The organism is Lentzea kristufekii, assembly GCF_033949925.1.
GTDB classification, from domain to species: domain Bacteria; phylum Actinomycetota; class Actinomycetes; order Mycobacteriales; family Pseudonocardiaceae; genus Lentzea; species Lentzea kristufekii.
This window is the reverse complement of record NZ_JAXAVV010000011.1, coordinates 287,526-306,937: the sequence shown is the minus strand read 5'-3', so window position 1 is coordinate 306,937 and position 19,412 is coordinate 287,526. Positions and strand designations below refer to the sequence as shown.

12 protein-coding genes and 3 pseudogenes are annotated in these 19,412 nt (G+C 69.6%); 7 read left to right on the top strand and 8 right to left on the bottom strand.

The genetic code is table 11. The annotated features are described in order from the left end of the window. Nucleotides 1–679 precede the first annotated feature (679 nt). Nucleotides 680–3,394, top strand: coding sequence for an AfsR/SARP family transcriptional regulator (locus SK571_RS23915; RefSeq protein WP_319986315.1), 2,715 nt, complete (start codon nucleotides 680–682; stop codon nucleotides 3,392–3,394). On the opposite strand, the gene SK571_RS23910 is transcribed toward SK571_RS23915, so the two are convergent. Next, nucleotides 3,361–3,879 carry a hypothetical protein gene (locus SK571_RS23910; RefSeq protein WP_319986314.1) on the bottom strand — a complete coding sequence of 173 codons (519 nt, stop codon included), beginning with the start codon at nucleotides 3,877–3,879 and terminating at the stop codon, nucleotides 3,361–3,363. The two genes, SK571_RS23915 and SK571_RS23910, sit on opposite strands and share 34 nt — an antisense overlap. Nucleotides 3,880–4,262: 383 nt before the next feature. Between SK571_RS23910 and SK571_RS23905 the strand changes: the two genes are divergently transcribed. Next, nucleotides 4,263–4,673: a hypothetical protein gene (locus SK571_RS23905; RefSeq protein ID WP_319986313.1), complete on the top strand. Its 411-nt coding sequence runs from the start codon at nucleotides 4,263–4,265 to the stop codon at nucleotides 4,671–4,673. A gap of 47 nt (nucleotides 4,674–4,720) precedes the next feature. Further along, complete coding sequence (locus tag SK571_RS23900) at nucleotides 4,721–5,698, top strand: zinc-binding dehydrogenase (RefSeq protein ID WP_319986312.1); 978 nt, start codon at nucleotides 4,721–4,723, stop codon at nucleotides 5,696–5,698. Between the two features lie 160 nt (nucleotides 5,699–5,858). On the opposite strand, the gene SK571_RS23895 is transcribed toward SK571_RS23900, so the two are convergent. After that, nucleotides 5,859–6,914, bottom strand: a complete 1,056-nt coding sequence (locus tag SK571_RS23895; protein ID WP_319986311.1) for a hypothetical protein — start codon at nucleotides 6,912–6,914, stop codon at nucleotides 5,859–5,861. Continuing rightward, on the bottom strand, nucleotides 6,911–7,414 hold the full coding sequence (locus SK571_RS23890) for a SigE family RNA polymerase sigma factor (RefSeq protein WP_319986310.1): 504 nt from the start codon (nucleotides 7,412–7,414) through the stop codon (nucleotides 6,911–6,913). Before SK571_RS23890 ends, SK571_RS23895 begins: the two co-directional genes overlap by 4 nt. A gap of 473 nt (nucleotides 7,415–7,887) precedes the next feature. Between SK571_RS23890 and SK571_RS23885 the strand changes: the two genes are divergently transcribed. Further along, nucleotides 7,888–8,343 carry a hypothetical protein gene (locus SK571_RS23885; protein WP_319986309.1) on the top strand — a complete coding sequence of 152 codons (456 nt, stop codon included), beginning with the start codon at nucleotides 7,888–7,890 and terminating at the stop codon, nucleotides 8,341–8,343. A 319-nt stretch (nucleotides 8,344–8,662) separates the two neighbouring features. Here SK571_RS23885 and SK571_RS23880 read toward each other — a convergent pair whose 3' ends face one another. Further along, the gene (locus tag SK571_RS23880; RefSeq protein ID WP_406602023.1) at nucleotides 8,663–9,367 is read right to left on the bottom strand and encodes a cold shock domain-containing protein; all 705 of its coding nucleotides are present in this window, start codon (nucleotides 9,365–9,367) and stop codon (nucleotides 8,663–8,665) included. 30 nt (nucleotides 9,368–9,397) lie between these two features. Further along, a pseudogene (locus tag SK571_RS23870) lies at nucleotides 9,398–9,601 on the bottom strand (cold-shock protein); the annotation flags it as partial. 96 nt (nucleotides 9,602–9,697) lie between these two features. On the opposite strand from SK571_RS23870, the gene SK571_RS23865 reads away from it, so the two are divergent. After that, nucleotides 9,698–9,931: a hypothetical protein gene (locus tag SK571_RS23865; RefSeq protein ID WP_319986308.1), complete on the top strand. Its 234-nt coding sequence runs from the start codon at nucleotides 9,698–9,700 to the stop codon at nucleotides 9,929–9,931. 9 nt (nucleotides 9,932–9,940) lie between these two features. Here the strand turns inward: SK571_RS23865 and SK571_RS23860 are convergent, their stop codons facing one another. Next, nucleotides 9,941–11,254, bottom strand: a complete 1,314-nt coding sequence (locus tag SK571_RS23860) for a protein kinase domain-containing protein (protein ID WP_319986307.1) — start codon at nucleotides 11,252–11,254, stop codon at nucleotides 9,941–9,943. A 54-nt stretch (nucleotides 11,255–11,308) separates the two neighbouring features. Here SK571_RS23860 and SK571_RS23855 point away from each other — a divergent pair, with 54 nt between their 5' ends. Next, nucleotides 11,309–11,536, top strand: coding sequence for a class I SAM-dependent methyltransferase (locus SK571_RS23855; RefSeq protein WP_319986327.1), 228 nt, complete (start codon nucleotides 11,309–11,311; stop codon nucleotides 11,534–11,536). 679 nt (nucleotides 11,537–12,215) lie between these two features. Here the strand turns inward: SK571_RS23855 and SK571_RS23850 are convergent. Beyond that, nucleotides 12,216–14,852, bottom strand: a complete 2,637-nt coding sequence (locus SK571_RS23850; protein ID WP_319986306.1) for an RICIN domain-containing protein — start codon at nucleotides 14,850–14,852, stop codon at nucleotides 12,216–12,218. Between the two features lie 310 nt (nucleotides 14,853–15,162). Then, nucleotides 15,163–15,325, bottom strand: a pseudogene (locus SK571_RS23845) (pyridoxal 5'-phosphate synthase lyase subunit PdxS); the annotation flags it as partial. Nucleotides 15,326–15,789: 464 nt separating this feature from the next. Here SK571_RS23845 and SK571_RS23840 point away from each other — a divergent pair. Beyond that, nucleotides 15,790–19,346, top strand: a pseudogene (locus SK571_RS23840) (S8 family serine peptidase). Nucleotides 19,347–19,412 lie beyond the last annotated feature (66 nt).

Below are 19,412 nucleotides of genomic sequence, written 5' to 3'. Positions count from 1 at the left end.
AAACTACATCCGTGCAGGTTGAGGCGTGTACGACACTTGTATTGGTTGCAGCGGCGCTAGAACGGCAACATGAAGAGCTCCATCGCGAGAAGGCCTTGGACCGTGAGAAACGTCTTCATGACCGGCGCCTTGAGCTGTATGCCGAGTTGATCCCGGAATCGACAGGATCTTGAAGGGCTTTAGGTCGTACCACCTAGCCCGTGGCAACCCTGACCGACAAGATCCAGAAGCCTTCCGCACGGCGTGCGGGGGCATTGAATCCGACCTCGAAGCAGTGCGTCGATCGTCCGATCAGGTGCTTGCGGTGAGCGAAAAGGCTGTTCGAGCCCTAGTCGATCAGTTCACCCGAGAGGCTGAACAGGTTTCGCGCGATTGAAGCGAGGTGAAGCACTCGACTTCGACCTCCGCGACGGCGAGGTGGCCTTCGCAGCCAACCATCTCATCTGGGACATGAGGATCGAGGTCGGCGTTACGTGTGTCGGCAAAGCAGCGTTACCCCGCAACATCGACTCAAAACCGGTTCACCGACTGGGTGTTGCAGCGAGGGTGTGGCGGCGGTGCGCGGGACCGGTGTTCGGAATCGCGGTGTGCGGCGGGAACGCGACGGGCGCCGACGTCGTCCGATGGACGAACACCTGAGCAGGTCCTGGGGAGCGGAGGAGCCATCAGCAGGTCGAGCGTGCGGGTGCTGGGCTCTCTGGAGGTCTGGCGAAACGGCCGCAGGGAGAATCTCGGCGGCGTCAAACAGCGGGCCTTGCTCGCGCACCTCGCGCTGCACGCGAACACCGACGTCTCGCTCGACCAGCTGATCGAGGCCCTGTGGCCCGCGACTCGGCCGCGGTCGGTGGTGCAGAACGTCCGGACCTACGTCTGGCGGCTCCGGCAGCTGCTCAACGAGCAGCTGCGCACCCACGGCACCGGCTACGTGCTCGAACTCGAGGCTGACGAACTCGACGCGCTGATGTTCGACGAGCTTGTCGCGCAAGCCCGGCGGCGACCCGACGCGGCGCTGGGGTTGTTGCGGCGGGCGGAGTCCCTCTGGCGCGGCCGTCCGTTGGAGGACCTGCCGGGCCACGACGCGTGGGCGCCTGCCCTCGCCCGGCTCGACGAGGCTCGACTCGCGGCTACCGAGCAGCGGCTCGGGTTGCAGGTGGCCTCGGGTGAGTGCGCCGAGGCGATCCCTGAGCTCCGGGCGTTGCTGGCGGAGCACCCTTACCGCGAGAGCGTGTGCGGGCAGCTCGTGCTCGCCCTGCATCAGGACAACCGGCGTGCTGAGGCGTTGCAGGTCTACGCGGACATGCGCGTGCGGCTCACCGACGAGCTCGGGCTGGAGCCCGGATCCGCACTGCGAGAGGCCCAGCTCGCGGTGCTGCGCGACGAACCGGCGCCCGCTCCCCTGCGTCAGCTACCGCCGACGGTGTTCGACTTCTGCGGCCGCGCGGGAGAGATCGCGGTGCTGACGACGGCACTGCGGCAGGGCTCCGCACCGGCCGCGGTGACCGGGCCTCCCGGTGTCGGCAAGTCGACACTCGCGATCCGGGTGGCGCATCAGGTCGGTGAACACTTTCCGGACGGACAGCTCTACGTCGACCTCGGCGGCACCTCCGACCACCCGCGCGAACCGGGTGAGGTGCTCACGGAACTGTTGCACGCCTTGGGGATCACGGGTGCCGCCCTGCCCGCGCAGGTCACCGCGCGTGCCGCGCTGTTCCGCTCCAAGCTCGCCGGTCGGCGGGTGCTGGTGGTGCTCGACGACGCCGCCTCGGTGAGCCAGCTCGTGCCCCTGCTCCCGGCCGACGCGGGCTGCGCGGTCCTCGTGACCAGCCGGCGCAGGCTGTCGGAGCTGCCCGGCGCGCTGCAGGTGGAGCTGTCCCCGTTCTCCCCGGAGGAGGCGGCGGAACTGCTCACCGCCATCGCGGGCGAGGACCGGGTGTGCGCCCAGCCCGACGAAGCGGCGGCGATCGCGGCGGCGTGCGGGCACCTGCCGCTGGCGATCCGGGTGGCGGGCGCGCGGCTGGCCGGGCGCGGGCGGTGGTCGATGCAGGTGCTGCGCGAGCGGCTCGTCGACGAGTCGACGCGGTTGCGCGAACTCACTTCCGGTGAGCTGGCCGTGCGGGCGAGCTTCGACCTGAGCATCCGGCAGCTGTCCCCGCGCGAGTTCCAGGCGTTCGTGCGGCTGGCGTTGCTCGGTCCGCACGACTTCCCGAGCTGGGTGGTCGAGACATTGCTCGGCGAACCGGGCACCGAGCACCTCGTGGACGGGCTGGTCGACGCTCATCTGCTCGAGACCTTCGGCGCGGACGGCATCGGCCAGCCGCGCTACCGGCTGCACGACCTGTTGCGGTGCCACGCCCTGAACCACTCACTGCCGGACGGCCGGGCCGCGCTCGAACGGACGTTGCGCGCGTGGCTCTGGCTCGCGGTCGCGGCCGCACGGCGGTTGCCCGTCACGTTCGGCACCACCATCGCCGACGTCGCCCCGGTCGCGGCACCGGAGCACCTGCTCGCCGAGCCCGTCGCGTGGTTCGAGGCGGAACGGCGCACGTTGTGCGGCGCGGTCGACATCGCGGCGGACGCGGGCCTCGACGAGGTGGCGTGGCAGCTCGCGGCGGCCTGCGTGCCGTTCTTCGACCTGCACAGCCACTACGAGGACTGGGCGCGCACCCACGCGCGGGCGTTGCGGAGTGTCCGCGCGGCCGGCAACGAGGTTGGCGAGGCGGCGTTGCTGCGCGGCATCTCCCAGGTGCACATCTACCGCAGCGAGTTCACGGAGGCCGAGCAAGGACTGCTTGCGGCACAAGAGCTTTACCGCTCGCTCCGCGACGACCGCGGCCAGGGCACCTCCCTCGCGGGCATCGGCGTGGTGTACCGGCTGAAGGCGGAGTACGAGCGCTCGATGGAGTTCTACGGCGAAAGCCTGCGGCTGCTGGAGCTCGCGGGCGATCTGCATTCCGTGGCACACGTGCGGGCGTCGATCGGCGGGGTTCACAGCTCGCTCGGCAGGCCCGAGGAGGCGCGGAAGTGGCTCACGAACGCCCGGCGGCTCGCCGCGGACCTCGGTGACGCACACCGCGAAGCCCTGGTGCTGGTGCGACTTTCCGCGCTCTGCCGCAGCACGGGCGAGCACGAGCAGGAGCTGGTCAGCGCACGCCGGGCCGTGACGATCCTGACGGACCTCACCGACGAGCGGTGCACGGCGTTCGCCCAGGTCGAGCTGGCCGAGGCGTTGATCTCGAACGGCCACCCGCAGGAGGCGCACACCCTCCTGCTGCAGGCGCTGGAAACCTACCGCCGCACCGGAAACCGGGAAGGCGAACCCGCCGCGCGGCGAGCGCTCGCACGCGCGGCGGGATCACTGGATCAGTTGCTGTTGCCGTACTTCCAGCCGAGGTAGTTGCTGAAGTAGCCGGTCGAACCAGGGTGACCGATCTTGCCGCCGACGCTGGTCGACCAGAAGCCGCCGTTGCCGTCCGCGATGCCCACGTGGCCGTACTGGCTGATGTTCCAGAAGACGAACGCTCCCCTGGGTGGCGTGCCGGTGGTGTGGCGGGCGCCGTCCGAGGACCGCCAGTGGTCGATCGCCGACGCGTGGTGCGTCGAGCGGTTCCACGCCAGGCGGACGGCGCGCTCGCAGTAGCCCTCGTACGCCGTGCTGCCGCGACGGTCGGCCATCCACTTGATGGCACCGTCCGCCGTCTGCTGGATGCTGACGTCGCCTTCGACGGCGGACGCGGTGGCCGTGTCGTCGAACCACGGCTGCGCGATCTCGACGTTCGGGCTGAACGCCTGCCCGCCGGCCGCGCCGGCCGGAGCGGCGGTGCCGATCAGGGCCGCGCCGAGCAGGCCGATGGCAGCGACCGTGACTTTGGTGAACCGCATGAGATCCCCTTTTCGCATGTCTGTACGGCCCCCACAGCATCCGGAGGTCGCATACACGGCTGATACATCGGCGATACACGGCGCCAGAGCGGGCGGGTCTCCGTGACCGCGTTCGAACTGGGCTGCCGTCGTGGCACGGGGACGAGCAGGGCGGTCGAAGGCGCAGCGGCGGCGCAACAGCGCGGGCCGTGCGTCCGCGGGCCAGCCCAGAAGGGCGCGGGGGGTCGCGATGCTGGACCTCGCCTCCCGAGCTGCCCGCGGCCACGCGGAGCGCTCGTGGTGGGAGCGCCAGACAGACCTGGCTCGTCATCGGGGCCGTCGGCGCGGTCATCGGCGGGCATTTCCTGATGTGGGAGCTGCTGCTGCCAGGGCTAGGTGACCTGGTGGGACTCGTTCCCGTCGTCTCGACGGTCGTGGGCTGGCTCTGCTGCGGCGGCGCCATCGCGGCGACCGGGGTGACGCTGGTGAACTGGGGCACGTTCTCGGCCGGCGCGAGGTCGCGCTGGACGATCGCGTCGGCCGTCTGGGGCGTCGTGGCGCTGATGGTCGGCGTGCCGAGCAGCATCGCTTTCGACGTGTCGCTGCCCCTCGACTACTGGGCAGGCCTGTTCGCGGGTGCCCGGGGCCTGCTGTCGCTGCCCCTGCTGGCGGGGTTGCCGGCTCTGGCGTGGGTGGGAATCGCACGGTTGCTGCGGCGCAAGGCCCGGTGCTCCCGCACCACGGCGGGGTGGTTGTTCGTGGCCTACTCCGTCGTTCTGCTGTTCTGGGGTGCGACCTCTCTTCGCATGGTGTGAGGTCGGAGGCAGGGACACGTTCCCCGGCACCTACGGAAAGGCATGTCATGCGCGCGCTGGTCCAGCAGAAGTTCGGTGACCCCGCCGAGGTCCTCGAGGTGCGGGAGGTGCCCGCTCCGCAGCCCGGTCCCGGAGAGGTCCTGGTGCGGGTGCTGCTCTCCCCCGTCCACAACCACGACCTGTGGACCGCGCGCGGAACCTACGGTTTCAAGCCCGAGATGCCCGCACGCTCCGGCACCGAGTTCGTCGGGGTCGTCGAGACGCTCGGTGAGGGCGTGGACGGCCTCGTGGTGGGCCAGCGCGTGGCGTCGGGTGGCACCTTCGGCGCCTGGGCCGAGTTCGTGGTCGCGACCGCCCAGACGCTCATCCCTGTTCCCGACGCCATCGGTGACGAGGCGGCGAGCCAGCTGGTGTCGATGCCTTTCAGCGCCATCGCGCTGCTCGACTCGCTGGAGCTCGCCGAGGGTGACTGGTTCGTCCAGAACGCCGCCAACGGAGCCGTCGGCAGGCTCGTCGCCCAGCTGGCGGCGGCCCGCGGCGTCCACGTCCTCGGCCTCGTCCGCCGTGCCGACGGCGTGGCCGAACTGCGTGCGCAGGGCATCGGCGATGTCGTCGCCACCGACGACGACGGCTGGCGCGACCGGGTTCGAGAGATCGTCGGCGACGCGCCGATCAGGGCTGGGGTCGACTCGGTCGGCGGTACGGCCGCAGGCGACGTCGTCTCGCTGCTCGCCGAGGGCGGGCGGCTCGTGGTGTTCGGTGCGATGGCCTCCCCCACCCTCGAGATCAGCTCGGGTGACGTGATCTTCAAGCAGGTCACCGTCACCGGTTTCTGGGGCAGCAAGGTCTTCCCCGCGATGGCGGCCGGCAAGCGGACCTCGCTGCTGGGCGAACTGGTCACGGGCATCGCCTCGGGCGCGCTCACCCTGCCAGTCGAGCACGTCTACTCGCTGGCGCAGATCGCCGAGGCCGCGCGCGGCAACGCGGCCCCGGGCCGGCGGGGCAAGATCCTTCTGCGTCCCTGACAGGTCCGGACCGCTGTTCGTGCGACGCGGGGCCGGATTCCGGATCTTGGTCGAGCGCATCGCGGCCTCGTTCTCGAACTTCCAGTTCACCAGGTGCTTCGACGAGTACACCGGGATCGACGCGAGGGAGCGCAAGGTCGCCGCGCTGCGGTTCCCGCGGTCAGTTCGGCAGGACGAGCCGGTTGGCGATGTCGTACAGGTCGGCCGGTGGTACCCGGCCCGCGATGACGACCGGGGCTCCCTCCAGCGCGTCGAGGACCCACAGCCGGTGGTAGCCGTTCTCGTCGGTGTAACGCGTCGCGCGGCCCTGCACCGGCTGTCCCGGCGTGCCCTCCGGTTCGCCGACGACCGCGCTGTTGACGTGGACCGTCGGCTGGACGGTGCACGTGCCGAGCGAGTAGCTCGTGGTGGCCCGTGGCCCGGGCCGGTCCGCGGGCTGCTGGACGTTGAAGGCGCAGATCCGCATCCCGTTGGGCAGGTCGCGCAGGCCGAACGCCGGGGTGACGGTCGTCGTGCCCGGGAACTGGATGTTCTCCGCGATCCGGCGGCCGTTGTCGACGAGTTGCTGCGCGGGCGCGGTGCTGCCGTGCGCGGCGGACACGTGCACGTACATCGAACCGCCGTCGGGGTGCTCCACGTACAGCTCGTACCCACCTGGCCCGGTGGACACGGAGCTCTCGACGGCGCGCTGTCCCTTGATCGTCACGGGGGAGCCCGGGCCCGACTTGAACATCGCCTGATCCACCGGCACCATCCGGAACTGCTGGACGTCGACCTCCAGAACCTGGCCGCCGGCCGTGACGGTCAGCATGTACTCGCCGCCGTACAGAGGCGCTTCCGGGTTGCCCGCGCTGGACCCGACGTTGATCCGTTGTGCGCGGTAGGCGATCGCGCCCGGCGGGAGCCAGCCCAGGGAGTAGGGCATCCGCAGACCCGCCGGGTCCGGGGCGGTGGGGGCCGAGGTCTGACTGTCTTGGGAACCGTTGGCGGTGGCGACCGTCTGGGACTGGTCCACCGGGTCCGGCCGGTTCAGTGCCACGGCGGTGACCGCGCCGAGGGTCAGCACGGTCGCCCCGGCGGCGACCGCCAGCGGCCGGCTCAGCCCGGAGCGCCTGCTGTCGATGCGTCGGCGGGCCGCGGCCAGCACCGCGTCGCTGTCGGGCGCGTCGTGTTCGCGCGCCGTGAAGGTGTCCTTGATCAGGTTCTCGATGTTCATCTTGTCTCCCTGGCCTCCGCCATCTGCTCGACGGCCAAGCCGTTTCGCAGCGAGGCCAATGCTTTGTGGGCGTGTGCGCGGACGGTGGCCTGGGCGCAGCCCAGCAGCCCGGCGATCTCGGAATCGGGCAACTGCTCGTAATACCGCAGCACCACCACGGCACGTTGGCGCTTGGGCAGCCGCGACAGGCGCTGCCACATGTCCTCGCGCGCGGCGTGGTCCGACGCGAAATCGTCCGCACGTGCCTCCTCGGGGAGGTCACCCGACGTGATCACACGCGCGGACCAGCTATGTCGCCAGGACAGGTAGCCGTTGGTCACCATCCGCAGCACGTACCTGTCGGGATGATCCGCACCGCTGATCCGGGACCAGTGCCGGTACACCTTCACCAGCACGTCCTGCACCAGATCAGCCGCCTGCTCCCGCTCGCCGGTGAGCATCGTCGCGTACCGCAGCAACCGCGGCAGTTGCGCTCGGGCGAAGTCGTCGTAGTCAGCCATCACCTTGGAAGACTCGCCTCGACGGCGATCCGTTTACCCGTCTTCCCGAATGAACACGTTGATCCACTCGACGAGTCGTGGAGGCAGGGAAATACCAGACGACGGTCAGCCCGGACACAACATCACGGAACTGATCACCATGAAACGCCCGCTCGTACTCCCCCACCAGCGTGTCGCACCGGCTGTTCGATCTCGTACCCGCTCAGCCCAGGTCGTTCCAACGGCAGTGTGCGAGGGCACTGAAGCGAACGGATCCGCCGCACAAGACCCCGATGCTGTCGCAACGAGCCACTCCTGCCAATTGGTCACCGTCGGCGCCGTCTAGCGCGACCCCGAACGGCGGAAGCCCATCCACACTCCCGAACCTCGCGGCGCGCCTCGTGGCGGTTCATACTGGATGCTTCTGGGCTGGCTCATCGAGGCTGGTGGATCACATGCTGATTCCGGGGCGTCGCCCGCGGCCAAGCGCGGACGTGGCAGCTGCGAAGGACTCCGCCGCCGCGCGTCTGGTCGCGCTGCGGTCGCTGCTGGAGGTAGCCACCCGTGCGATCGCACTCCAGCCCGCCGCCGAGCAGATCATCGGCGCCTGCGCGCAGCCTGGCGACACCCCGGCGCAGGTGGCCCGCCAGGGCGGCCGGGTCGCGTCCGACTACTGCCGGCTGCACGGATGGGCGATGGACCTCATCGGCGACGCCGACCGCGCGTCGCTGGAGTTCCGGGTGGCTCAACTGCTGCACTACCACGCCGAGATGATCGACACGTGCCTCAAGCTCGCCTTCCCGAAGTTCCGGAGCCCCAGGCTCGAACAGCGACGGCTGGCGTTGCACGGACTCGGCGAGCCGGCACGCACCCTGCGCGACGCACGGGCGGCACTTGCCCTGTGGATCTCCGACCTCGAACGGACCGACCGCGTCGAGCCGCCACACTGAACCGTCGAGACCGCCAGAGCACGCGTGTTCAACGACGAGCTGCGGAGGCGAGCCGATGAGCTCCGGACGCGCGCCGGCGACTCCGTCTGGGCGGCCGGCCACGCGGCAGCGCGAGGAACGAGTGAGCCCCTTGAGGCGCACCTCAAGGAGTTCAACGAAGTCGTGACCAAAGCCCTGCCCGATCTCTACTGACCCACCGGCTGCGTTCACCCGTGGACCGGCTTGTCGTCGTGGACCAGCGTTCCGCCGGGCGGTCGAGACGCCGTGGCAGCGCCGCTACACCGACCGCTCCGAGGCGTCGTAGGACCGTCCCGGACGGTCAGGCGCGCTCGACGGCGTCGGCCTGCGGGCCCCGGTCGCTCTGCCGGATGCGGAAGCGCACCCGCTCGCCGGCCACCAGGGGCTCGCCGGAGACCACCGAGACGTGCACGAAGAGGTCGGGCCCGCCCGCGTCGGGGGTGATGAACCCGAAGCCGCGGTCGGCGTCGTAGCGGGCCACCGAGCCGTCGCCGGCGCGGGCTGCGGGCCGGGTGACTGAACGGGCCTGGCTGGGGGCCGCGGCGGCCTCCACCGGCTCGCCGGTGGCCACGAACCGCACCTCGCGCGCCTGACGACCCTGGTCCACGGTGACCGTGGTGAACGAGACCCGGTCGCCCTCGGCCGGCAGGTACAGATCATCGACCAGGGCGCGCACGTGCAGGAAGACGTCGCCCGCCCCGTCGTCGGCGGCCACGAAGCCGAACGACTTCTCCTCGTCGAACCACAGGACGGAGCCGTCGGCACCGTCGCCGGGCGCGACCAGAGGGGCTGTGCGGACCCCGGCGTCGAAGCTCAGCGGCACCACGTGCTGGGCCTGCGGCCCCTTCTCCCCGGCGATGACGACGAAGGCCACCCGCTGCCCGGCCGCGAGGACGCCCCCGGTGACGATGGCTGAGGAGTGCACGAACACCTCCGCACCCCCGCCGTCCGGCGCGGCGAACCCGTAGCCCTTGGCCGGCTCGTACCAGGAGACGGTGGCGAGCACGCCCAGGGCCGCGTCAGACGCGACGTCCCCGGTGACGACGACGTGCAGCGCCTGCGGACCGCGGGGTCCCTCACCGGGCTCGAACTCCACCGTCTGGCCCTCGCGCAGCGCCCGTGCCGCACCCTCACCCTGCACCTGCGAGACGTGCACGAAGATGTCGTCGCTGCCGTCGTCGGGGGCGAGGAAGCCGAAGCCGCGCTCGAGGTCGTACCAACGGACGGTTCCCTGCTGCACGGTGCACTCCTGGTCTCGCGGGTGATCGGGGGTCCAGTGTCCCAGGCACCGCATGTACATCCTGATCCCGACTCGCGGCAGCTCCGCCGTGAGTACATGGCCGAAGTCACCGAGTTCGCGCGCCGTCACCAGCCGTTGCCCGAGTGTGCGGATGTCCTCATTGCGTTTCTCGCCGATCTGGTGCTCGAACGCGCGCTGTTGGCCGACGATCTTGTACCGCCCGAAAAGTCATCGCTGCAGCTCAAGCCCACATCGGTACTCGTTGATCACCCCGCCTACCTGGTGGCTGCGTTCCTGGAGCCCCGCCGCCTCGCTTCCGTTGACCGGTAAGCCAACGTTTCAGTTGGCGGTGGAGCAGGTCACGGCCGGGCGAGCGGGTTCAGGACCGCTGGCGACGAACCCGAACGCGGTGGTTCCCCCAGCAGCGAGCACGGCGTTGTGGCCGGCGTTGGTGACGGTCACCGCGGTCGCGTTCCGGGTCAGGGTGCCGTTCCACAGGTTGCCGATGGTGTGGCCCGCAGCCGGCTGCCACGTGATGGTCCAGCCGGTCAGGCCGCCTCGGCTGGTGTTGCCCACGGTCACCTCGACCTGGTAGCCGCCCGGCCACGAGTTGGTCACCTCGTAACGGGCAACGCACGCGGTCGCGGTCGTGACCGTGGTCGTCGCCGTGGTGGAGTTGGTCTGGGCGCTGCTGCTGGGCCGGTCGCCCTGCACGACGGTGCCGATCACAACACCGGCGGCGACCAGGACGGCCGCACCGGCGACCATCGCGATCACCCGGCGTGGCAGGTGGCGGCGGACGAGCAGCATCCGCGTCCCGCTCTTCGGGGGTGCAGCGGGCAGCGGCAGTCCCTCCGCGACCGCCGCGAGCAGCTTGTGGGCCTCGGCCATCGTCGGGCGTTGTGCCGCGTCACGATGCAGGAGGCGCAGGAGCACCTCGCCGAGCGGGCCACCCGACCGTGGCGGCTCGAACTCCCCCCGGACCACGCGTTGCAGGAGCGCGTAGGGGTTGTCGTCCACACCGAACGGCGGCGCGCCCTCCAGTGCCGCGTAGAGGGTCGCGCCGAGGGAGAACACGTCCGAGGCGAACGTCGCCGCCTCGCCCGCCGCCACCTCCGGCGCCAGGAAGGCCGGCGTGCCGACGATCAAGCGGGCGTCGGTCACCGTGCCCTCGCCGACCGCGCGGGCGATGCCGAAGTCGGTGATCTTCGCGATGCCGTCATCGGCCAGCAGGACGTTGAAGGTCGAGACGTCCCGGTGCACGATGCCCTCTGCGTGCGCCGCCGCCAGCGCTGCGGCGACCTGCCTGCCCACGGCCGCGACCACGCCCGGCGGTAGCGCGCCCCGTTCGGCGATCAGCGCCGCGAGGCTGTGGGAGGGCAGGTACTCCAGCACCAGACAGGGCTTGCCGTCGTGCTCGACGACCTCGTGCACGCTGATCGCGTGCGGGTGCCGCAGCCGACCGGCGACCCGGCCCTCGCGCAGCATCTGCGCCACCGCGTCCGGGGACCGCCGGTCCGTGTTGAGCAGCTTGACCGCGATCACGCGGTCCAGCTGCTCGTCGCGCGCCTGCCAGACCACCCCCATGGATCCTTGCCCGATCAACGACACCAGCCGGTACCGCCCGGCGATGACCTCACCCTCTTCTGGCACATGCCGACGCTACGTGGCTGAGCCGACTATCGGCCACCTTCGACTTCGCGCGAGCTGGGTTCTAGATCTAGAGCGCACTCGCACCGTGACGCGGCCTACGCTCGGTCACGTGCCCGGGACCTCGGCCGGGCCATCTCACTGCGGCAGGACAGCGCCCACGCGTTGCCGTTCGCCGACGCCTCGTTCGACACCGTGGTGTGCACGTTCAGCTTGTGCGCCATCCCGGACCACGAGGCCGCAGTCGACGAGATGATCCGGGTGCTGCGCCCGGCGGGCAGCTGATCCTCGTCGACCACGTCGCCAGCTCCTCGCGGATCGTGCGCGTCAGCCCACGGCGTCGTGCCGGATGTGGTCATCCGGTGCAGCCGGGCACGGCGGGACGCACGTGTGGCAGCGACGTATCAAGTTTCAGAAGTCGTCACGGCCAGTTCGGATTCCCACAAGGCGATCTTGGTGGACAGAGAAGTCGGGGACCTGGCGGCAGAACGCAACGTCGGGTGTCCTGAGGCGATCTCGCGGAGGGCGGACCGCTGGCGATCAGCCGCGATCGACCTCCTTCTCCTGATCAGTCGTACGCAAGAGCCACAGCGCGGTGAAGGCATGGGAGACGGCGAGACAGGCGAAGCGAACCAGCACGGCCGCGATCATGCCGGACGACGAGCGTTACCCGTCGATACCTGCTGACCTGCACGGACATATTTCTCGGTACGCACAGGCCCGCGTGGCGCGACCGAGCTGTACGTGGAGCTCACCCGTGCCACCCAACGGCTCGGCGTGCTGCACCACGAACCGCTGCCCACCTCGCTGGGTCAGCTGGACGAGGTGAACCTGACGATGTAGTCGCCGTCCCGGTGCGCGGTGCATCGCACCGCTCACCGGGGACGGGCATCACGCTCGTCGTCGTGCTCGCGGTGTTCGCACTTCTGCTGGCCACCGCGATCTTCTTCCTGTCCACCTGAAGTCAGGACTGTGGCAGAAGTTGCCATTGCTGGTTGGCACCGCCGTTGGCAGTCCATTGCACGACCTGCGCACCGTCGCTTGTGGACTGTGCGTAGACGTCCGCCGCGAGGCCGTTGCCGACGTTGACGATGGTGAAGTAGCCACCAGCCGCCGGCCGCAGGAACCATTGCTGGTTGGTGCCACCGTTCGCGGTCCACTGCTGCAGCTGCAACCCGGTGGTGGAAGAGGAACCGTTGACGTCGAGCACCTTGCCGGTCGCGTCGTAGCGCAGGCTGAAGGCTCCGTTCTGCCCGGTGCCGAGGGTCCAGGTCGCGTTTCCGGTCTGCTGCACGGCTTTGGCGCCGTCGGCGGTGGAGTTGCCGGCGATGGCCAGCGGTTTGCCGCTGTTGCGGTTGACGATGCGGTACTTGCCCGGCGTGGGGCTCTGGCCGGCGCCTAGGGTGAAGTACTGGGCCGTGTCGGTGAACGTGGTGGTGCCGGACTTGGCGGTGGACAGGACGAGGTACACCCGTGAGCCGCTGGCAGGGGTCGTGAAGGACACGGGCTGTGTCACGCGCGACCCCAGCGGGATGGTGAGGGTCGTGCTGCCGGAGGCGATCACCGCGCCGGTGGGGCTGTCCAGCCGGGCACTCCAGGCGAAGTCCACGGCGGTGCCGGTGAGGGTGTCGTTGAAGACGGTGACGGTGCGGTCGACCCTGGTGTTGCCGGCGTAACCGGGAACGGCCGACGGTAGCGGGAAGCTGCCGTTCGCGTCGGACGCACCGGAGGCCGACCAGTAGGGCAGATCGATCGCGGCGACCGGGTTGAACCCGGCCTGGACCCGCTGGATCTGGGCATTGCTCCACGGGTCGGGCAGGTTGTCCACGCCGTAGACGGGGCGGCCGCCCTCCTCCGGAATGAAGTCCGTGGTCCGCACGCCGGGGATGACGCTCGCCCAGGCGGACAGCAGCGTGTACGGCCGTATGTCGCTGGTGTCCTTGCCGCGCTTGGCGGCGGTCGCGGTGGCGAACCACTCGAAGCCCTGCTTCGTGTTGCACGCCGGCCAGATGAACTCGCCCTCGCCGTCCGGCCGACCGGCCACGGACCAGGTCTGCTCGCCGTAGCGGCCGAAGCCGTCGAGGTAGTGCGGGATGAGGTTGAAGTTGGCCTGCGTCATGCTGGGATACTGGTTGGGCGACCCGCCGGTGCCCAGCTCGGCGATGATCGGCCTGGTGCCGTCGGCGCCGTTCATGGCCGCGTACAGCTCCCGCTGGAACTGCTCGGAGTCGAACTCGCCGCCGTTCGGCTCGTTCACCTGACTCCAGCGGATGATCGCGGGATGGTTGCGGTCGCGCAGGACCAGTGCGCGGGCGTGGGCCACCATGTTGGCGCGACCGGCGTTGAAGTCCTGTGGGCCGCCGGAGCCGCGGATGGCGGTCTCGTCAATGATCATCAAGCCGAGCTCGTCGGCCGTGTCGAGCATGTACGGGCTGGCCGGCTCCTGGTGGATCCGGACGACGTTGTAGTTGAGCCGCTGGTAGTTGTCGACCGCCTGCGGCCAGCCGCCGTTGCCCGCCGAGGGCGGCAGGAAGCCGGGCAGCGTGTGGTAGGCGTCGCCCTTGCCGCCGTTGTTGATCCGGTCGTAGTCGGCACCCTGCAGGTTGTCGCCGCGCACGTTCAGCCGCACACCGTTGAGGCGGTAGTGCTCGCCGTTCTGGGTGCTTTCCCGGAACCCGAACCGGTACGTGGCGTCGCTCGTGCGGCCGTCATCGGTGGACGCGTGCACCGACAGCCGGTGCAGCTGAGCGCGATATCCCTGGCGGTACGGCACGTTCGGCCACCAGTACGACGCGGAGCCGAGAGACCACACCACCGGGCCGACGGTCACCGTCGCGGTGGATCGGGCCGCGACGGTGACCGTGCGGCTGGGCAGGGCGGGGTAGCTGAAGTTCGCGCCGTTGTCCGAGGCGAGCGTGCCACCGAGGGTCACGGTGCGGGCGCTGCCAGAGGTGTTGGTGACCGACACGTCATAGGTGAGGCTCTGGTCTGTCACCGAGGTGCGAACGAAGGCGTCGCTCACGTAGACGGCCGGGTACACGCGCAGGAACGCCGAACGGAAGATGCCCTGCGGCACCGCCTCGGACCAGCTGGCGGCGTCGGGAACCAGGTACTTGCCCGCCGGCGTCTTCAACGCGTTGCGGCCCTTCACGTTCACGCTGATCGTGTGCGTGGTGCCAGGCGCCGCGACAGCGGTGATGTCGAAGTTCGACGGGGTGAACGCGGTCGTCTGGGTGGCGACGACCCGCCCGTCGACCGACAGGGTCGCCTGGTGGTTCACCGCGCCGAACTCGATCCACGCCGACTGCGGCTGCCCCGAGTCGGGCACGGTGATGGTGCGCGAGTACGTCGCCTCCGACACGTCGGTGAAGCCCTGCTTGTACCAGCCACCACCGGGCACGGTGATCGTCGTGGCCGGCCGGCCCGCCGGCGTGAAGCTCCACCTGCCGGCCAGATCGACGGACCCGATCGCGGCGTTGCCCGCGGCGACCCCGTTCACGTCCGGCACCGGGGCGGCGGAACCAGCCGCCGGGACCGGGGTTGTCACCCCGGCCACGGCCAGCACTACCGCGACCACGGCCCGCACCAACACTCGTGCCATGCCTGAACTCCTTGTCCTGGCTAAGAGTTCTCATCACTGGCGGCGGGCCAACGCAGAGTCCACAGTGGACGAACCTGTCACTGGTATTCGTCGAGTCGAGGGCAGAGAGCGCGCAGTCCCCAAGGTAGGGCTCGGCGCCGCGACGGTCAATAGGTAGTACATGTTGAAGGGAACGAGTCGGACTAGTCCACCTGGACGCCTGGTCAGGGCGGTCGCTACCTGCATACTTGGCCATATTGGTATGACTCATCCACTTCGATCCACACAAAAAAGCGCACCCGAAGTGGGTGCGCCCCTCTGTTCGGAAGTCCTACCAGCCGCGCTCGGCGAGGCGGTGCGGCTCTGGGATGTCGTTGACGTTGATGCCGACCGTGGCTTCACCCAGGCCGGAAGACCTTGGCGATGACGTCCGCGTCGCCATAGAAGGTGGTGGCCTTCACGATGGCCTCGGCGCGCTGGGCGTCATGGGCAGTACCGCGCGCGAGCTGACGAACAAGATTCCTGACGGCAACGAGACAACGATTCGGAAGCATGCCATGCAGTTTTACGAGGCTGGTTATGCCTTAAGCAAGTTGTCGCTGATGGTGGTCATCCGCCGTCGATGCACCACCTCGTCAAAACCTGGCCGAGCCCTCTGGCACGATGTCGCCGCATCTACGTCCCGGTCAACCCAGAACCTGTACCCCCAGCGTTGAACGGCAACAGGTTCTGGTTCGCCGCTGTTCGAGCCGCGGTCAGCGCGGCAGGACGAGCCGGTTGGCGATGTCGTACAGGTCGGCCTGAGGTTGCGCTCGGGCGAAGTCGTCGTAGTCAGCCATCACCCTTGAAGACTCGCCTCGACGGCGCTCCGTTTACCCGTCTTCCCGAATAAACAGGTTGATCCACTCGACGAGTCATAGAGGCAAGGGATACCAGCCGACGTCACAAGGGGCGATCTGTGCACAAACGCGGTTTCATCCATGCGGCAGTCTTCGCCGTGGTGGCCACCGGTGTGGCCGTCTTACCGGCAGCCGCGCGACAACCTGCACCGGCGCCGGCCGAGGCGCCCAGGACGGTCACGCTGATCACCGGCGACAAGGTGACCGTGACCAGGAAGGACGGCTCCTGGGACGCGAAGATCCAGCCGGCAGCCCGGCTCGGGCCGGTGCGGTTCATCAAGTCGGTCAGCGCCAAGGGCGTCACGGTGATCCCATCGGTCGCCGAGCCGCTGATCCGGGCGGGCACACTGGATCGCAAGCTGTTCGACGTGACCGGCCTGATCGACCTGGGCTACGACGACGCCCACACGCCTGAGATCCCGCTGCTGGTCGAGTCCAAAGGCGCCCGGACGCTCGGCAAGATCACCCGTGAACTGCCGACGGTCGGGCTCTCCGCGGTGGCCACGCCGAAGAACAAGGCCGCGGAACTGTTCGACAAGGCCGACGTGGGCAAGATCTGGCTCAACGGCAAGGTTCATCCATCACTGGACGTGAGCGTGCCGCAGGTCGGCGCGCCGGCCGCCTGGCAGGCCGGGTACACCGGCGCGGGCGCGACCGTCGCTGTCCTCGACACCGGCTACGACCCGAAACACCCTGACCTGGCCGGGATCGTGAAGGGCGAGAAGGACTTCACCGGCGAAGGCATCGTCGACACCGTGGGGCACGGCACGCACGTGGCCTCGACCGTCGCCGGCCGTGGCGCCAAGTACACCGGCGTCGCCAAGGGCGCGGACCTGCTGATCGGCAAGGTCTGCCAGACGGGCGGCTGCCCGTTCGACGCGATCCTCGCGGGCATGCAGTGGGCCGCGGACAGCGGCGCCAAGGTCGTGAACATGAGTCTGGGGGCGGGTCCGGTGACGGCGTCAGCAACCCGCTGGAGATCGCGGTCAACCGGCTCTCGGCCGAGAAGGGCACGTTGTTCGTGGTCGCGGCCGGAAACGACGGCCAGAGCAGGCCGGTCGCGAGCCCGGCATCCGCGGACGCCGCGCTGGCCGTGGCCAGCGTGAGCAAGCAGGACAAGTACAGCAGGTTCTCGCAGCCCGGACCGCGGTTCAAGGACCACGCCGTCAAACCGGACATCTCCGCGCCCGGTGAGGACATCGTGGCCGCACGGGCCGAGGGCACGCTCGCCGACCGCGCTGTCGACGAGCACCACGCGCGGCTGAGCGGCACCTCCATGGCGACGCCGCACGTGGCTGGTGCCGCGGCGATCCTGGCCGCGCAGCATCCGGACTGGACCGGCCGGGAGATCAAGGCCGCGCTGATGGGCAGCGCGACCCCGATCGACGCCACGATCTACCAGCAGGGCGCCGGCCGGCTCGACGTGGGCCGGGCGTCCAGGCAGACGATCATCCCCAGCACCGGGAGCCTGAGCCTCGGTTTCGTGCGGTGGCCGTACAACCAGCCCGCGCCGACCAAGCAGATCACGTACAGCAACACCGGCGGCACACCGGTTTCGCTGCAGCTGAGCATGGACGCCCCGGCGTTCCGCACGAACGTCGACCAGGTCGTGGTGCCCGCCAACGGCGAGGCCACGGTGTCGGTCACCTTCGACCACTCCGCCGCCCAGATCGGTGTCCACGGAGGCAGGCTCGTTGCCAGGAGCGGCGCCGGCGACACGGTGATCCAGACGCCGGTCGGCGCGTACAAGGAACCGGAAAGCTATGACCTGACGACGAAGCTGATCGACCAGAACGGCGCTGCGCCGGCCGACGGCCTGCTGGCGAGCGCGATGTGGGTTGCGCTGGGCACAGGCCAGGATGATTTCGACCTGATGGGGAACAACAGCACCGTGCGGCTGCCCGCGGGCCGGTACGCCGTGCTGGGCACGATCCAGACCGCAGTGCCCGGTCAGCCCCTCCCGACGAGCACCAGGGTGGCCGATCCGGAGGTCGGCCTGCACAAGGACACCACGGTCACGCTGGACGCCAGGAACAGCAAGAAGGTCACCGTGCAGACCGATGAGAAGGACGCCCGCCCGATCTCCTGGACGAACGGGATGGTCGTCGACACCGGAGCACGTGGAGTGGGCTACTACAGCCTGTCGGACTACAACGAACACACCGCGCCCACCACCAAGCACACCAAGGAGTTCCGGTACTTCGACCGGATGAAGCTGGAACGGCCCCAGGTCCGGCTGACGGTCGACAAGCCCGAGTCGTTCGAGGTCCCCGTGGAGTGGATATCGGGCTCGCCGCGGCCGGCCGGCTCTCGTGCACTGTCCGCTGTGGACGTTGGACATGCCACACCCGGCGAGATCGCTGCGGCCGATCTCAAGGGCAAACTGGCGGTGTTCACCCTGGGCAACGGTGAGGGCCTCGAGTTCAGCCCACGGGTGCGGGCAATCGCCGAGGCGGGCGCGAACTCCGCACTGTTCCACTTCTCCGGCAGCGCCGTGCGGTTGATGGAGGCGCCGCCACTCCCGTTGACAGCCACGTTCGGCCCCGAGGGTGCTCGGCTGGCGAAGTTGCCGAACGCGTCCGTCACGTTGACCGGTTTGCCGGTGAGCCCGTACCGGTACGAGCTCGTGTTCCCCAGCTACGGGGACATTCCGGCGAACGTGACCTACCGGCCGCGCAACAGCGATCTGGCCACGGTGAAGACGACCTACCGGGCGCCGGCGGACGGTGTGGGCTACGCGTCGATGTTCGCCACGGACGGGAAGTACGACCTGGAGGGCGCGCTGGAGTCGACGCCGACTCCGCTTCCCCGGGAGCGGACCGAGTACTACTCCCCTGCCACTTGGACGAACTCCGTGAGCGTGCCGGCGGGCGGTGCCGCACAGGACTACGTGGCCGCCAAACGGACCTTCAAGTCCGGTGACAAGGCCACCGTGGACTGGGGCAAGGCCGTGATCGGGCCGGGTGTCACCGGGCCGGTGGGCTTCTTCTCGGCCGAGCCGCACCTGGCGTACCGCGCGGGCGAGAAGATCAACACCCGTCTGCCGCTGTTCTCCGACTCGGCCGGCCACTCCGGGTTCCCCGATTCCAGTGACACCGGCGACACCGTGCTCCACATCGACGGCAAGGAGATCGCCCGCAGCGGCCAACCCGGCAGCGGGCAGTTCACGGTGCCCGCGGGCGCGGCGAACTACCGGCTCACCGCCGAGGCGAGCCGGAACAACCCGGGATGGCCGCTGTCCACAAAGGTCAGCGCGGAATGGGGTTTCCGTTCCGGGCACACCACCGCCGCCACACCACTGCCGTTGCTGTCGATCGGTTTCGACCCCGAGCTCGACCTGACGAACCGCGCGCCCCGCAACGCACTGTTCTCGGTACCGTTGCGCGTCGACCGCCAGCCGGGCGCACAGGGCGGCAAGGCCGAGCCGAAGCAGGTCGAGGTGTCCCGCGACGACGGGCGGACCTGGCAGCGGGTGCCGGTGCTGCACGTGAACGGCACCTGGTCGGCGGTCATCCGAAACCCGGCGTCCGGGTTCGTGTCGCTGCGCGCGAACGCTGCGGACCAGGACGGCAACACGGTGACCCAGACGGTCATCAGGGCCTACCGGGTGAACTGACCCGCAGTTTTTGACTGCGCGGCGGTCGCGACAGCGTCCGCCGCGCAACTTGTGGGGTGTCAAGCT

Excerpts from the sequence above, each read along its gene's own strand:
- SK571_RS23865 (WP_319986308.1), top strand. The coding sequence starts at position 9,698 with ATGGCCGAAGTCACCGAGTTCGCGCGCCGTCACCAGCCGTTGCCCGAG.
- SK571_RS23910 (WP_319986314.1), bottom strand. The coding sequence starts at position 3,879 with ATGCGGTTCACCAAAGTCACGGTCGCTGCCATCGGCCTGCTCGGCGCG.
- SK571_RS23890 (WP_319986310.1), bottom strand. The coding sequence starts at position 7,414 with ATGGCTGACTACGACGACTTCGCCCGAGCGCAACTGCCGCGGTTGCTG.
- SK571_RS23895 (WP_319986311.1), bottom strand. The coding sequence starts at position 6,914 with ATGAACATCGAGAACCTGATCAAGGACACCTTCACGGCGCGCGAACAC.
- SK571_RS23900 (WP_319986312.1), top strand. The coding sequence starts at position 4,721 with ATGCGCGCGCTGGTCCAGCAGAAGTTCGGTGACCCCGCCGAGGTCCTC.
- SK571_RS23850 (WP_319986306.1), bottom strand. The coding sequence starts at position 14,852 with ATGGCACGAGTGTTGGTGCGGGCCGTGGTCGCGGTAGTGCTGGCCGTG.